Annotated in this window: 12 protein-coding genes; 7 read left to right on the top strand and 5 right to left on the bottom strand. The window is 62.9% G+C overall.

Annotated elements, in window-relative coordinates:
• Window positions 1–82: 82 nt before the first annotated feature.
• A complete protein-coding gene (locus tag H8S62_RS10425; RefSeq protein WP_186919229.1) occupies window positions 83–607 on the bottom strand; it encodes a ClbS/DfsB family four-helix bundle protein in 525 nt (174 codons plus the stop codon).
• Window positions 608–798: 191 nt separating this feature from the next.
• Between H8S62_RS10425 and asnA the strand changes: the two genes are divergently transcribed.
• The 6 genes from asnA (at window position 799) to H8S62_RS10395 (ending at window position 10465) form a co-directional block, all read left to right on the top strand.
• Window positions 799–1812: an aspartate--ammonia ligase gene (gene asnA / locus H8S62_RS10420; RefSeq protein WP_155149000.1), complete on the top strand. Its 1014-nt coding sequence runs from the start codon at window positions 799–801 to the stop codon at window positions 1810–1812.
• Window positions 1809–3284, top strand: a complete 1476-nt coding sequence (locus H8S62_RS10415; RefSeq protein WP_186919227.1) for a phospholipase D-like domain-containing protein — start codon at window positions 1809–1811, stop codon at window positions 3282–3284. Before asnA ends, H8S62_RS10415 begins: the two co-directional genes overlap by 4 nt.
• A 143-nt stretch (window positions 3285–3427) precedes the next feature.
• On the top strand, window positions 3428–5128 hold the full coding sequence (locus tag H8S62_RS10410; protein ID WP_186919225.1) for an FUSC family protein: 1701 nt from the start codon (window positions 3428–3430) through the stop codon (window positions 5126–5128).
• Window positions 5129–5430: 302 nt separating this feature from the next.
• Window positions 5431–7818 (top strand): glycoside hydrolase family 94 protein, encoded by a 2388-nt coding sequence (locus H8S62_RS10405; RefSeq protein ID WP_186919223.1) that lies wholly within the window; start codon window positions 5431–5433, stop codon window positions 7816–7818.
• Between the two features lie 89 nt (window positions 7819–7907).
• A complete protein-coding gene (locus H8S62_RS10400; RefSeq protein WP_155149008.1) occupies window positions 7908–9329 on the top strand; it encodes a phosphoglucomutase/phosphomannomutase family protein in 1422 nt (473 codons plus the stop codon).
• A gap of 347 nt (window positions 9330–9676) precedes the next feature.
• Complete coding sequence (locus H8S62_RS10395) at window positions 9677–10465, top strand: TIGR04255 family protein (RefSeq protein ID WP_186919221.1); 789 nt, start codon at window positions 9677–9679, stop codon at window positions 10463–10465.
• 484 nt (window positions 10466–10949) lie between these two features.
• Here the strand turns inward: H8S62_RS10395 and H8S62_RS10390 are convergent, their stop codons facing one another.
• The 4 genes from H8S62_RS10390 to H8S62_RS10375 form a co-directional block, all read right to left on the bottom strand.
• On the bottom strand, window positions 10950–12254 hold the full coding sequence (locus H8S62_RS10390) for an MATE family efflux transporter (RefSeq protein WP_423788677.1): 1305 nt from the start codon (window positions 12252–12254) through the stop codon (window positions 10950–10952).
• Between the two features lie 114 nt (window positions 12255–12368).
• Window positions 12369–12782, bottom strand: a complete 414-nt coding sequence (locus H8S62_RS10385; RefSeq protein ID WP_155149012.1) for a P-loop NTPase family protein — start codon at window positions 12780–12782, stop codon at window positions 12369–12371.
• Window positions 12783–13006: 224 nt separating this feature from the next.
• The gene (locus tag H8S62_RS10380) at window positions 13007–14335 is read right to left on the bottom strand and encodes a glucose-6-phosphate isomerase (protein ID WP_155149015.1); all 1329 of its coding nucleotides are present in this window, start codon (window positions 14333–14335) and stop codon (window positions 13007–13009) included.
• A 394-nt stretch (window positions 14336–14729) separates the two neighbouring features.
• On the bottom strand, window positions 14730–15002 hold the full coding sequence (locus H8S62_RS10375; protein WP_155149017.1) for a translation initiation factor 2: 273 nt from the start codon (window positions 15000–15002) through the stop codon (window positions 14730–14732).
• A gap of 159 nt (window positions 15003–15161) precedes the next feature.
• On the opposite strand from H8S62_RS10375, the gene sleB reads away from it, so the two are divergent.
• Window positions 15162–15836 carry a spore cortex-lytic enzyme gene (sleB, locus tag H8S62_RS10370; RefSeq protein WP_186919220.1) on the top strand — a complete coding sequence of 225 codons (675 nt, stop codon included), beginning with the start codon at window positions 15162–15164 and terminating at the stop codon, window positions 15834–15836.
• The last annotated feature ends 3 nt before the right edge of the window (window positions 15837–15839 follow it).

Below are 15839 nucleotides of genomic sequence, written 5' to 3'. Positions count from 1 at the left end.
CCATATCCCCGAAAAAGACGAAATTTTATTTGACTGCGTCGTCTGCGGAGGGCTTATTGACAGCCTGAAACGGGTCGCGGGCTTACGCGTGCAGAGCCGCCCGCAGCTTTTTCCACTTTCTCGCTTTACTTCGAAACGTCTTGAAGGGCGCGGCGGTGTTCATGTGGACCCACTTCCATACCGGCCAGCCGGACGGGGTGGACTGCGCCCATTTCCGCCCGCCCGATACAAACAGCTCCTCGTCGGTAAAGCAGCAGAGCCATTCCACCATGTCCGCAGACGCTTTGGAAAACATCCGCCCGAGCTCCGTCAGAGACTGTGCGCCGTATTGGGAATAGAACTGCCCATAGAGCGCCCCCATCTGATTCCACTTGTATCCCGGCGCGGGGGTGACGACCGTTTTCCCCGCCGCCTCGTCCCTGTCCCAGCCGCGGATCAGCTCCATCCAACCAAGCTGGTAGGCGAGCATCTCCCGGGGCGTTTTGTCCACACCCTCAAGCCTCAGGTCGCCGTCCGCATCGGACACATCGTCAAATTCCTGTAGAAACAGCGCCGCCGTCTTTTCAATCTCCCCGATGAGCGCCTCTTTGTCCTCATACTCCCGCATGGGGCACCTCCTTCTTTCATTGAGTCCAGTCTAGCATATAAAATATGACAGCAGTCTGTCAGCTTTCAAATGAAAATCTGAGCTGCGTGCTTTTCTCAGGCGTGGCGCTGCGCGCCCGCCTTGATTTTCGGTCTTTTCCGTTATATAATGTAATATCTTTTTGAGTAGAACAGAGTAAGGAGCCTTACATAATGGATAAGACCTATATTCCCCAGGGGTACGCCCCCTGCCTGAATCTCTACGACACCCAGAAGGCCATCGCTCTCCTGAAGCGCCTCTTTGAGGACACGCTGGGCGGTGCGCTCCATCTGCGAAGGGTGTCCGCCCCTCTCTTCGTGGAGGCGTCCACTGGACTGAACGACGACCTGAGCGGCGTGGAGCGGGCCGTCTCCTTCGACATCCCCGCCGCCGGTCGGGACGCCCAGGTGGTCCACTCCCTGGCCAAGTGGAAGCGTATGGCCCTCTACCGCTACCAGTTCTCCGTGGGCGAGGGGCTCTACACCGATATGAACGCCATCCGCCGGGATGAGCAGCCCGACAACCTCCACTCGGTCTACGTGGACCAGTGGGACTGGGAGAAGGTCATCGCCCCCCGGGACCGGACTGAGGACTATTTGAAGGCCACCGTCACGGCCATCGTGGACTGCCTGGTGCAGACCCAGACCACCCTGCGCTCCATGTTTCCCCAGCTCACCGCCCTGCCCCTGGTGGACGGGGAGGTCTCCTTCGTCTCCGCCCAGGAGCTGGAGGACCGCTGGCCGGACTTGACCGCCAAGGAGCGGGAGGACGCGTGGGTGAAGGAGCATCCCACCACCTTCCTCATGGGCATTGGCGGTCCGCTCAGGTCCGGCGCTCCCCACGACGGCCGGGCCCCCGACTATGACGACTGGGCCCTCAACGGCGATCTGCTCCTCTGGAACGAGGTGCTGGGCCACGCTATTGAGCTTTCCTCCATGGGCATCCGGGTCTCCCCCGAGTCCCTGGACCGCCAGCTCACCGCGGCGGGATGCGACGACCGGCGGGAGCTCCCCTTCCACAAGCTGCTGCTGGAGGGCAAACTCCCCCTGACCATCGGCGGCGGCATCGGCCAGTCGAGGCTGTGCATGCTTTTGCTCGGCAAGGCCCATATCGGGGAGGTGCAGGCCTCCGTGTGGGATGACGAGACCATCACGGCCTGTCAGGAAGCGGGGGTCGTGCTGCTGTGAGCGCCGCCGCGCCTGCCAAGGCGAAACCGCTGCGAAAGAGAAAGCGCTGGCCCGTTGTTCTCCTCGCCCTTCTGGCCGTCCTCCTCTACCTCCTCATCGGCGCCCTGGCCCCCTTCGCCGTCCATCCGACGGTAAGCGAGGACTTTCAGTCCGCCTTTGACCTCAGCTCCTTTTATGGCGGCGGCTCGGTGGACCGGGCTGTGCTGGTGGAGGACAATGTGGACGCTCTGGACCTGCGCATCCGCATGATCAATGAATCCCGGGAGCGAATCGTATTCGCCAACTTTGACATCCGGGACTGCGAGAGCGGCCGGGACATCGCCGCGGCCCTGCTGGCCGCGGCGGGGCGGGGCGTGGACATTCAAATTCTCTCCGATGGCATGAACGGCCTGGTGAGCATGTCCCCCAGCCCGGTGTTCCGTGCCCTGGGGCGGCTTGAAAATGTGGAAATCCGCTACTACAACACGCCCAGCCTCCTCATGCCCTGGACCTTCAACGGCCGGATGCACGACAAGTACGTCATTGTGGACGACCGGCTGCTCCTCATCGGCGGGCGGAACACCTTCGACAAGTTTCTGGGCGACTATCTGCCCCCGGAGAAGAAGAGCCACGACCTGGAGGTTCTGCTCTACAATACCGCCGCAGGCACGGCGGAGAGCGGGAACAGCGTCTTGTTCCAGGTGGAGGATTACTTCCACACCGTCTGGACCGACAGGCATACCAAAACCCATCTGGACGCCCAGCCCCTCCTCCCCGGGAGCACGGATAAAGCCGCCGCCGAGCTGGAGGCGCGCTACGCCGCCATGGCCGCCGCCAAGCCGGCGCTCTTCTCCCGCGATGGGGTGGACTACGAGGCTCTCACCGTGCCGCTGGAGAAGGTCACCTTCATCCACAACCCCATCGACATCCTCTCCAAGGAGCCCTGGGTCTGGTGGCAGGTTCAGCAGTTGATGGAGAACGCCGATGAGCGGGTGTATCTGCAGACGCCCTACGCCGTCTGCAACGAACCCATGTACGCGGGCCTGGGCCGGGTGGCGGCCAAGGGTATCCCCTTTGAGATGCAGGTCGACTCCACCGGTGTGGGGGATAATTTTATGGCCTCCTCCGACTATATCCACAACAAGGGCAGAGTCCTCTCCACCGGTGTGACGGTATGGGAGTGGTTCGGCGACTACTCCTCCCACGGCAAGTCTGTGCTCATCGACAACGACCTGGCCCTGGTGGGCTCCTACAACCTGGATATGCGCTCCACCTACATCGACACCGAGATGATGCTGGTCTTCCACGGCGAGGCGTTCAACGCCATGCTGGAGGACTATCTGGCGGACATGGAGTCCGACAGCCTGCAGGCGGCCGACGAGAGCACTTACGTCGAGAAGCCCGGACTCATCCCCTGGGACAACGGCGACTGGAAGCACAGCCTTTTCCCCATCACCTCCGTCCTCTTCCAGCCCTTCCGATACCTGCTCTGAGCTCCGCTTCCCGCGATCCCCGCCCGGTTCGCCGGGCGGGGATTTTCTGCGCCCGGCCATCGTTCACAAAAAGTTCACAAAGTCCACGTTCTTGATTGCTCTTTTCCGCCCATGGTATACTTTAACGCAAAGGAGCAATGAAAATGACGCTGCAAAACACATGGAACCGCATTAAAAAGACTGTCCGGCAAAAATTTCTGCACAATGTCCTCAACTTTATCTTCATCATCGTCTTTATCAACGTCTTCCAGGCCGTCTTCGGCCCGGAGAACAGCATTCTTGCCGTTTCGCTCACCATTCTCATGCCCGCCTCCACCGTGCGGGACATGACCGCCACGCCGGTCAAGCACCTTTGCGTTCAGACCGTGATTCTGGAGCTGATGGTCGTCTCCGCCTTCCTGGTGCAGAGTCTTCAGCCCTGGGCGGCCCTGCCGCTGAATCTGGCTACGCTGCTCATCATTCTCTACGCCTATACCTATGAGTACTCCAGCAGCATGTACTTCCCCTACATCCTCTCCTACCTCTTCTTTCTCTTCATCTCCCCCGTCACGGCAGAGCAGCTTCCCCGCCGGATGCTGGGCGCGCTGGCGGGGGCGGTGTGCACCATCCTCTACCAGTTTTACAGCAACCGCACCCGGGTGACGGAGACGGCCCACGACCGCCTGACCGCCATGCTGGAGCAGGCCCGGCGGGCCGTGGATTTCCGCCTCACCGGGACGGGCGGCGACCCCGACCTGGCCCTGGTCCGGGAGAGCGTGTGCGTCGTCAGCCGGGCGGTCTACGAGCGGCGGAGGAAGGCCCTTCGCATCTCAGACGCGGGCTTCGCCCTGGTGGACGCGGCCCGGACCCTGGAGCATCTCATACTGCTGGTCCGCGCGCTGCCGGGAGACCCCAGCCCCGCCCAGGCGGCCTTTCTATCCCGGCTGGGACCCTGGCTGGACGACTGCCGGGACTTTGTTCTCCGCCTGCGCCCGGACCTCCCCGCCCCCGACTGGGGCGCTGACGCGCCGCCCGAGCTGCGGGAGGCGGCGGACTACCTCCGCGCCCGCCTGGGCCACATGGCCGACCGGGAGCGCCGCCGCAATTACCGGCCTACCGGCCTGTCCCTCTGGATCCGGGTGAAGGCCGCCATGGACGTGAGCTCCGTCCGGGTGACTTACGCCATCCGCACCGCCGTTCTCCTGGCGGTGGGCACGCTGCTGGTGCAGCTGCTGGGCGTGACCCACGGAAAGTGGATTCTCTTCACCGTGGCCTCCCTCTCCCTCCCCTACGCCGACGATATCGGGACCAAGACCTGGAAGCGGGTTCTGGGCACCCTGGCGGGCGGCGCGGTCTCGGTGGTCGTCTACTCCCTCTTCCCCGCCGCGGGGGTGCGCACCTTCTTCATGATGTTCTCCGGCTTTCTCACCGGTTTCTTCTCCGACTACGCCCAGACCTACGCCTGCTCCACCGTCGGCGCGCTGGGCGGCGCAGTCTTCCTGACCACCTTCGGCTGGGGGGCGGTGTCGGCCATGTTCGGCCTGAGGGTGCTCTACATTCTGCTGGGAGCCCTCATCGTCTTCCTGTTCTGCCGCCTGCTGGCGCCCTTCACCCGGCATACTGCCTCCGAGCAGCTCACCGCCAAATATGTGCGGCTCTCCGGCCTGCTGGCCCGCGTGTGCGCCCAGGACGCCGTGGACGCCCAGCTCTACTACAGCCTGGTCATTCAGGCCCAGCTCACCGAGCAGAAGCTCCGGGAGAACGCAGGAAAGGACGGACAGATGGAGGCCCTCATCCCCGTGCTGGCCGAGTGCCACCGGCGGGTACGCGACGCCCATCTCGCCGCGGTTCCCGCACAGGCGTAGCTGTCCACGCCCTCTTGGGCAATGGCCGGCGCCGTGGCGGCGCATGTTGCGGCAGGTGTGGCGGCCTCTGCGTACATCCCGCAGGGGCGGTTCACGAAACGCCCGCCTTCCCCCCTGTCCCCCCGCAGGCCGCGGCGCCCTTGACGTGCCGCCGCCCCCCCCCCGCCCCCCCCCGCCTGGGCGGGGGCGCTTTTTCGCACCTGACAACCAAAGTCAAAATTACGCACTCCCAGCCCTGTTCACCTATTTTTCAGGCGGTATAATAGAGGTGTAACCTAGAACAAGATGGGGGCGTTGCGCCTATGCAGTACGGCCATTTCGACAACGAACGCCGGGAGTACGTCATCGACCGGGTGGACGTGCCGGTCTCCTGGACCAACTACCTCGGCGTGGAGGACCTCTGCGCCGTGGTGAACCACACCGCCGGGGGGTATCTCTTCTACAAATCCCCCGAGTACCACCGCATCACCCGCTTCCGCCCCAACGGCGCGCCCATGGACCGCCCCGGACATTATGTCTACTTAAGGGACGACGACACCGGCGAGTTCTGGTCCCTCTCCTGGCAGCCCTGCGGCGGGGACCTGGCGGACTACAAGTGCCGCCACGGCCTCAGCTACTCGGTGTACGAGTGCGCCCGGGGCGGCGTGGACGCCAGCCAGACCCTCTTCATCCCCCGGGGGGAGAACGTGGAGCTCTGGGACGTGAAGCTGGCCAACCGGACGAATACAAAGCGCAATCTCAGCCTTTATTCCTACGCGGAGTTTTCGTTCCATCAGATTCCCATCGACAACCAGAACTTCCAGATGTCCCTCTACTGCGCGGGCAGCGACTACGAGGACGGCATCATCGACTACGACCTCTTCTACGAGCACGCCCACCAGTACATAGCCGCCTCCTTCACCCCCGACGGCTTTGACTGCCTCCGGGACACGTTCCTCGGCCCCTACCGCACCGAGACCAACCCCCTGGCGGTGGAGCGGGGCGAATGCTTCGGCTCCTTTGAGAAGGGCAGTAACCACTGCGCCGTCCTCCAGAAGAAGCTGACCCTGGCCCCCGGCGAGTCCGCGCGCCTTGTCTGGATGCTGGGCGAGGGGGACCGGGACGAGGGCCGCCGGGTGCGGAGCAAGTACAGCGACTTCGCCGCGGTGGACGCCGCCTTCGCGGACCTTGCCGCCTTCTGGAACGAAAAATTATGTAAACTCCAGGTCCGCACCCCCAACGCGGATATGGACACCATGCTCAACACCTGGACCCTCTACCAGAGCGAGGTGAACGTCATGTTCTCCCGCTTCGCCTCCTTCATCGAGGTGGGGGGGCGGACGGGCCTGGGCTACCGGGACACCGCCCAGGACGCCATGACCATCCCCCACTCCAACCCCGGGGGCTGCAAAAAGCGCATCATGCAGCTCCTCCAGGGCCTCACCGCCAAGGGCTACGGCCTCCACCTCTTCGACCCCGCCTGGTTCGAGCCGAAAAAGGCCGCGCCCCCCTACAAGTCCCCCACCGTCATCCCCACCCGCTCCCGGGACGACATCGTCCACGGCATTGAGGACGCCTGCGCGGACGACGCGCTGTGGCTCATCGCCGCCATCACCGAGTACGTGAAGGAGACCGGCGAATTCTCCCTTCTGGACGAGACCGTGGGCTACGCCGACGGCGGCGAGGGCACGGTTTGGGAGCACATGACCAAAATTCTGGACTTCTCCGCCGCCCAGGTGGGGGCTCACGGAATTTGCAAGGGCCTGCGGGCCGACTGGAACGACTGCCTGAATCTGGGCGGGGGCGAGAGCGCCATGGTCTCCTTCCTCCACCACTGGGCTCTGGGGCAGTTCGTGGAGCTGGCCCGGTTTATGGGCCGGGAGCGTGAGGCCGGGTACTACGGCGCCATGCGCACCGAGGTGGGCAAGGTCTGCGACCGGGAGCTCTGGGACGGCGGCTGGTACCTCCGGGGCGTCACCGCCGACGGCAGGAAAATCGGCACTCAGGCGGATACCGAGGGCAAGGTCCATATGGAGAGCAACACCTGGGCCGTCCTCTCCGGCGCGGCCCCCTACGATAAGGGCGTGGCCGCCATGGACGCGGTGAACGACTACCTCTACACCGAGTACGGCCTCATGCTCAACGCCCCCAGCTACACCGTGCCCGACGACGCCATCGGCTTCGTCACCCGGGTCTACCCCGGCGTGAAGGAGAACGGCTCCATCTTCTCCCATCCCAACCCCTGGGCATGGTGCGCGGAGGCCATGCTGGGCCGGGGCGGCCGGGCCATGAAGTTCTACGACAGCTTGTGCCCCGCCCGGCAAAATGATAAAATAGAAATCCGTCAAAGCGAGCCCTACTCCTACTGCCAGTTCATCATGGGCAGAGACCACACCGCCTTCGGCCGGGCCCGGCATCCCTTCATGACCGGCTCGGGCGGGTGGAGCTACTTCGCCGCCACCCGGTACATCCTGGGCCTTCGGCCCCAGTACGACGGCCTGCTGGTGGACCCCTGCATCCCCGGGGACTGGAGCGGCTTTGAGGCCGTCCGGGTCTGGCGGGGCGCGACCTACCGCATCACCGTCCAAAACCCGGACGGGGTGGAGAAGGGCGTGAGGTCCGTGACCGTCAACGGCCGGCCCTGCGAGCGCGGCCTGGTCCCCGTCATGCCCCAGGGCAGCGAAAACACCGTCACCGTGGTAATGGGATAGGCCGGACCGGCCTGCGTAACCGCGTCCTTGCAAGGAGCGGAGCGACGTGGCAGTCCGCATCCCCCGTCTATTCTTAAGGAGGCAATCTTATGAGCATCAAATTCGGTACCGGCGGCTGGCGGGCCATCATCGGCGACGAGTTCACCCGGGCCAACGTGCAGCTCCTGACGGCGGCGCTCTGCCGCAAGATGAAGGACGAGGGCGTGGCCGAGCGGGGCTTTCTCATCGGGTACGACCGCCGCTTCCTCTCCCAGGAGGCCGCCCATTGGGCCGCCGAGGTCATGGCGGGCGAGGGCATCCGCTGCATGGTGGTGGACCGGGAGGCCCCCACGCCCCTCATCATGTTCTCCGTGAAGTACTACGACCTCTCCTACGGCATGGCCGTCACCGCCAGCCACAATCCCGCCATCTACAACGGTATCAAGGTCTTTACCAAGGGCGGCAGGGACGCGGACGAGGTGGTGACAGCCGACCTGGAGCGGTATATCGACGCCCTGGAGGAGGAGCCGGACTATGTCCCCGTCCCCTTTGAGGAGGGCGTCCGCGCCGGGCTCATCGAGCTCATCAACCCCATGAACCAGTATGTGGACTCCATCATCCGGGCCGTAAATATGGACGCCATCCGCTCCCGGGGTCTGAAGGTGGTGCTGGACCCCATGTACGGGGTCAGCAAAACCGCCCTGCAGACCATTCTCATCACCGCCCGCTGCGATGTGGACGTAATCCACGAGCGCCGGGACGCCCTCTTCGGCGGCCGCCTCCCTGCGCCCAATGTGAAGACCCTTATCGGCCTGCAGAACTTCGTCATTGAGAACCACTGCGACATCGGCATCGCCACCGACGGCGACGCCGACCGGCTGGGCGTCATCGACGACGCGGGAGAGTTCCTCCATCCCAACAAGATTCTGGTGCTGCTCTACTACTACCTTCTCAAATACAAGGGCTGGCACGGCGCGGCGGTGCGCAACATTGCCACCACCCATCTGCTGGACGCCATCGCCGCCCGCTTCGGCGAGGAGTGCTACGAGGTGCCCGTGGGCTTCAAGCACATCTCCGGCAAGATGGCGGAGACCGGGGCGGTCATCGGCGGCGAGTCCTCCGGCGGCCTCACCGTCCGGGGCCACATCCAGGGCAAGGACGGCATCTACGCCGCCTCCCTGCTGGTGGAGATGATCGCCACCACCGGCCGCAAGCTCTCAGAGATCTACAAGGACATCACCGATCAGTTCGGCGCCTTTGAGATGGAGGAGCGGGATTACAAATTCTCCAACTCCGAGAAGGAGCGCATCCACAAGACTTTGATGGTGGATAAGCTGCTGCCTGAGTTTCCCTGCGAGGTGGAGAAGGTCAGCTATGCCGACGGCTGTAAGGTCTACTTCAAAAACGGCGGCTGGATTATCGGCCGCTTCTCCGGCACCGAGCCGCTCATCCGCATCTTCTGCGAGATGGACGATCTCCGCGAGGCCCGCAGGTACGTGGAGCTGATGGAGGACTTTCTCAACCTTAAATAACAGCTTTTATGGCCGGCCGCTTAAGCGGCCGGCCGGGGAAGACTTACTTCAAAAGTAAGTCTTCCTTTTTTGTATCGGGAAATTCCAAAGTATGATAATCTGATGGATCTTCAATTGAACTCCCCAATAAAATTACATCGTGCAGTAAGGATTCCTGTCAATTTATCAGTCCGAAGCACACTTTGCCGGACAGCCTCTTAAACGCTGCCAAGGCTGATGAATTAACATTCGGATACGCCACTTGTAAGGCCACCTCAATTTGACTCTCCCCTGTCCTCATTTGACACGAACGCTCCGGCGGGGTAAAATGGAGATAGTTATCCCACTGAAAGAAAGGAGCGGTCGCCATGCTGTTTTCCTACTACGACCGGTATCAATACGCCGTGAATCCTCTGGTGGAGGTCATCTGCCAGCTTCGCTTCCCCGCCATTCTCTCCATCTCCGCCAAGGAACCCGCGGCATTTCAGGAGGCCGTCCGCCGCGACTTCCCCCGATACCTGGTGAACCATGAGCAGCCCGCCCCAAAGGTGACGGGCCTGGGCACGCCCAACGCCAGGCTGGAGCAGGGCGCGCCCATTACCAACTACTCCTTTATCTCCGCCGACGGGCTGTGGAAGCTGAACCTGACCAACAGCTTTATCGCCCTGTCCACCCTCCGCTATCAGCGCTGGGAAGACTTCGCCCAGCGGCTGGACAAGCCCCTGGCCGAGTTCATCCAGATTTACCAGCCCTCCTTCTTCGAGCGGATCGGCCTCAGGTACGTCAACGCCTTCTCCCGCAAGGCCCTGAACCTGGAGGGCAGCGCCTGGTCCGACCTCATCGCCCCCGCCTTCCTGGGCATCCTGGCCGAGCAGGATGTGGACGAGAAGGCCGTGGGCAAGTGCTCGCTGGACGTGGAGATGGCCCTGGAGGACTGCCGGCTCAAGCTCCACGCAGGCCCCGGCCTTCTGGGCGGCGGCAAGAAGGACCCGGAGGTCAAGTTCATTTTGGACAACGACTTTTCCGTGTCCGGGAACCTCCCCGCAGACCGGGTGCCCGGCAATTTGGCCGTCATGCACCAGCACGCCGTCCGCCTCTTCCGGGGCGCGGTGACCTCTGAGCTCCACACCGCCATGGGCGCCACGCCCATGACCTGACGCAGGGCATAAAAAGCACGCGATATGCATCGCTGCATATCGCGTGCTCAGCTTATCGGAAATTTCTCCGCAGAGAAAGCCCCGCAGAGTTCCGCCGCCTGCGGACGGCGGAATCAAATGAATATCCGTCATTTCTGGGGATATGCGCCTGTGAAATGACACTTCTCATGACGGATGGGGCGACCTTTTCCCCAGAAATCGAGCCCCATCCGCCATGCAGCTTTTTGCCGAAATAGTCCTGCCGGACTTTTTCGACAGACTGACGGGCGGCCCGGGATAACATCCGGGCCGCCCGTACTCATTACAGGCAGGAGATGAGCAGATGGGCTCTGATAGGCCGATTTGCCCGGTCGAGGCGCGCTCTCCTCTGCGACGGCGACCTGCCGCAGGTGACGGAGGCCCTCCGCGCCATGCTGCCCCAGCTATGAGCAAACGCCCGGCCCTGTCTCAAAAAGACAGGGCCGGGCGTTTCAGCCTGTTTATGCTAATCCTCAGGCGGCAGCAGCATCTCCCGCCTCTGCCGGTAATAAGCCAGTCCGGTCAGATCCGCAAGCACCCACCCAATGGGGATGGCCCACCAGATGGCCGGGAGGCCAAAGGCGGGGATGGGGGCCAGCAGATAGGCCAGCGCCACCCGGGTGCCCAGTGAAACGGCAGTCAGCACCACGGACATTCCAGGCCGCCCCAGGCCCCGGTACAGCCCGTAGAGCAGGAACAGGCAGCCGATCCCACAGTAGCAGGCCCCCTCAATACGCAGGTACTCCACGCCGACGGCCAGAATCTCCGTCTCCTCCGGGGCGACGAAGATACCCATTAGCTCCGGTGCGAAGAGGAACACACCCAGGGAGATAACCACACAGAAAACCAGTGTCGTCCCCACCGCCGAGCGGATTCCGGCATGGATGCGCCTTCCCTCTCCCGCGCCGTAGTTCTGGGCGATGAACGTGGAAAAAGCGTTCCCGAAGTCCTGTACCGGCATATAGGCAAAGGAGTCGATTTTCACCGCCGCGGCGAACGCCGCCATGACTGCGACGCCGAAGCTGTTCACCAGCCCCTGAATCATCAGGATGCCGAAATTCATCACCGACTGCTGTACGCAGGTCAGCAGCGAATAGGACGCGATGCTCTTGACGGTCCCGGCCCGAAAGCGCAGATGCCGCCGCTCCAGCCGCAGCAGGCCGGTGCGGCGGAGGGCGTAAATTGCGATGCACAGCGCGGACACGCCCTGGGCGATGACGGTAGCCGCCGCCGCGCCCGCAACCCCAAAGGGAATAATGATTACGAAAAGGATATCCAGCGCAATATTCAACGCGGTGGATACGCCCAGGAACAAAAGCGGAGCCACACTGTTACCCACCGCCCGCAGAAGGGCGGCAAAAAAATTGTAGAGGAACGTGAAGCCAATGCCGAGGAACACCACCCGCAGATACTCCCTCGCGGCCGCGCAGATCTCCGCCGGCGTCTGCAAAAGCCGCAGAATGGGGTCCAGCAGCACAAGCGCCGCCGTATTGAGAAGAAGCGCCGCCCCGGCGATGAGGACGAAGGAGACGAAGATTCCCTCCCTGAGCCGCTCCTCCTCCCCCGCCCCGAAGAGCATGGAGAAGAAGACACCGCTGCCCATGCACAGGCCCAGCAGGATGGACGTGAGAAAGGTCATCAGCGTGAAGGAGGACCCCACCGCCGCCAGAGCGTCCGGACCGATGCCCCTGCCCACAATCAGCGTGTCCGCCACGTTATAGAGCTGCTGAAGGAGATTGCCCAGAATCATGGGCAGGGCGAAAAACAGCATGGATTTGGTGACGCTTCCCCGGGTCAGATCTCGGTGCAAGGTTCCACCTCCGTTTTCATTAACGCACAAAATTCCGGCCCTGCCGAAGCAGGGCCGGAATCAAAGGAGACACGCTTAAAAGTACTTCTTGACGCCCTCGCTGGCCAGGTCGGCGTCGCCGCTGATGGTCACGGTGAACTTCAGGTTGTTCTTCTCGGCAAAGCTGTTCAGCCAGTCCAGGAAGTTCTCCACAGAGGGGTCGGTGGGCTCCACGCCGACAATCTTCGTCAGGCTGTCGATAAAGATGTGGGTGATGTCATAGTTGCCCGCATACAGGCCGCTGATGAAGCCGCGCATGAAATCGAAGGTGCTCATATCATACTGGCTGGACTCGACCAGCCGGATTTTATAATGAATGTCGTAGGTCAGCTTAGGGCCCTTTTCAATGCAGACCACGTTGCCGTTTTCGCTGTGAACAGCGGAATTAATGAGCTCGATCATCTGCTTGGTCTTCCCGGTGCCCTTGACGCCCATGATCACTCTCACCATAATTATCACTCCTTCGTTGTCCGCCGGAAACGCCTCCGGCTTGTGCCTCTATGTTACCATTTCCGCGGGCGGATTGCAACCGGTTTGCACAAGTTCACTAAAAATTCATATGGAAATTTTCGTTCGTTCGGGCGGTTTTTCGATTGGGTTGTGTCGAAGCGGGAGGCAGGCTCACGCCTGCGCTCACATACCGCCCAATGGCGCCTTGCAGAGCGCCTTGGGAATTACAGCCGCTTCTCCAGCTCGGCCTTGCGCTCCTCAAAACCGGGCTTGCCCAGGAGGGCGAACATATTCTTTTTATAGGCCTCCACGCCGGGCTGGTCGAAGGGGTTGACCTCCAGCAGATAGCCGGATACGCCGCAGGCGTACTCGAAGAAGTAGATGAGGGCGCCCACGCTCCTGGCGTCCCGGCTGTCCACGGTGACGGTCAGGTTGGGCACGCCGCCGTCCATGTGGGCCAAGGTGACGCCCCGGAAAGCCTGCTCGGCCACGAAGGAGAGGGGCTTGCCGGTGAGGAAGTTCAGCCCGTCCACATTCTGGGGATCGTCGGGAATGGTAATCTCGCCGCCGCATGCCGCGAAACGGACCACGGTCTCGAAGAGGTGGCGCTCGCCCTCCTGGATGTACTGGCCCATGGAGTGCAGATCGGCGGTGAACTCCACGCTGGCGGGGAAAATGCCTCGGTTCTCCTTGCCCTCGCTCTCGCCGTAGAGCTGCTTCCACCACTCGGCGAAGAAACGGAAGGAGGGCTCATAGCAGGCCAGCAGCTCGATTTTCTTACCGTCCTCATAGAGTCCGTTGCGGGCGGCGGCATACTGCCAGGCGGCGTTCTGCGCCCCGGGCTGAGCCAGCTCGCTCATGGCGTCGTGGGCGCCGGCCATCAGCGCGTCGATGTCCACGCCGGCCACGGCGATGGGCAGCAGGCCCACGGCGGTAAGGACGCTGTACCGTCCGCCCACATTGTCGGGCACCACGAACTCCTCGTATCCCTCCGTGTCCGCCAGTCCCTTCAGCGCGCCCTTGTGCGCATCGGTGGTGGCGTAGATGCGGCTCTTGGCCCCCTCCTTGCCGTACTTCTCCTCCAGCAGATTCTTGAAAATACGGAACGCCACGGCGGGTTCGGTGGTGGTGCCGGACTTGGAGATGACGTTCACGGAGAAATCGCGGTCCTTCACCAGCTCGATGGTCTCCAGCAGCGCGTCGGTGGAGAGGCCGTTGCCGGCGAAAAAGATGTCGGGGGTGTCCTTTTTCTTCAGGTTATAGTTGGGAGACTGGAGCAGTTCGATGACGGCCCGGGCGCCCAGATAGGACCCGCCGATGCCGATGACCACCAGCGCCTCGGAGTCGCTCTGAATGCGCCTGGCGGCAGTCTTGATGCGCGCGTACTCCTCCCGGTCGTAGTTCTCGGGCAGGCGGACCCAGCCGTGAAAATCAGAGCCGGGGCCCCGGTTCTCCTGGAGCCGGGCGTGGGCCTCGTTGAGGGCGGACTCGCGGCTGGCCAGCCAGCTGGCGGGCAGGAAGGGCAGGGCGTTGGACACGTCTACTTTCGGCATGGTGTGTTGCCTCCTTAAGTACAAATTGTTTGGTGGCAAAAGTATACACCAAAACGGCCCGGATTCCTATAGAAAAAAGGACCGAAAAAAAGCCGCCGGAAGGGCGCTTTTTTGCGCTTTCACGGCGGCTTCATTCTGTTGGGGCGCTCTGGATCAGAGGGAGTCTGCGGCTGTCGTTCCGGGGCTCGGCAAAGGGTGCGGTCTGGAGCGCTCTCCCCTTCACCAGGCAGCGGAGTTTCCGTTCCCTCCCCCAGGACCGCCGCCCATAACTCGTCCGGTTTGGGGCAAACTGGAGGGACGGCCCGGGCCGTTTCGCTACGCCACGGACCTGTAAATTAAAGCGCACGCCGCCGGAGGCGGCGTATGCGCAGTAAAGGCAGCTTCCATCAGTACTCTACAAAAACATCGCAAGGCTCCAGACCAGTGTCGCCAGCCCCGCCCCGGCTGCGGCGTAGGCCGGACCGGGAATCCGCCGCAGCCACCGGCCCAGACCGGTATTGCGCTTTACGTAGCCGTCGGCCACCCGCTGGGCCTCCGCCAAGACCTGCTCCGCGGTCACGCCCTCGGCGTTGAACGCGTCCTCTTTTACAATAAAAATCGCCTGCTCGAACAGGCGGCGGTCCGGGGACTTTACCACGATGACACGCCGCGCCACACCCTTTACCATAGGGCATACCTCCCGCACTTGTTGTTTGTGTTTCCAGTATGGCCCAATCCGCCCCGGGATATTCCAATCCGCCGCCCTTTTTTGGTACCCATTTCCTCGCATATCGCGCCGGTCAAAACCGTAGACTAAGCCTGACACCATCAGAACGGAGGCCGCGGTATGCAGAACAAAAAACGGCTGGCGCTTTCCATCGCCGTCCTTTTCGCAGTCAATATCGCCATCATTTCCTTTTTCCAGACGGCTGAGGCCGCCGCCTACCGGCAGGGCTCCTCCGGGGACGCCGTGCGCACCATCCAGACCAAGCTGACCAACTGGGGCTACTTTAACGGCAAGGTGGACGGGGTCTACGGCCCTCAGACCGCCGAGGCGGTGAAGTACTTCCAGCGCAAAAACGGCCTCACCGCCGACGGCGTGGCGGGGCCGGCCACGCTCAAGGCCCTGGGCATGTCCACCACCGGGGCCGACGTCCCCGCCTCCAGCCAGCAGAACAGCGTCGACCTGCTGGCCCGGGTCATATCGGCGGAGGCCCGGGGCGAGCCCTACAGCGGCCAAGTGGCTGTGGGCGCGGTGATTCTCAACCGGGTGGAGCACCCCTCCTTCCCGGGCACCATCGCCGGGGTGGTCTATCAGCCGGGGGCCTTCACCTGTATGGACGACGGGCAGTTCAACCAGCCCGTGGCCGAGTCCTCCTACCGCGCCGCCCGGGACGCCCTCAACGGCGCCGACCCCAGCGGCGGGGCCATCTACTATTTTAATCCCGACACAGCCACCAGCGCCTGGATCTGGTCCAGGCCCCTCATCAAGGTCATCGGCAAGCACCGCTTCTGCTCATAACAG

This window comes from Lawsonibacter faecis (assembly GCF_014287675.1).
GTDB lineage: Bacteria > Bacillota > Clostridia > Oscillospirales > Oscillospiraceae > Pseudoflavonifractor > Pseudoflavonifractor faecis.
Note: the sequence above shows the minus strand (reverse complement) of the source record. Positions and strands in the feature narration are given on the sequence as shown.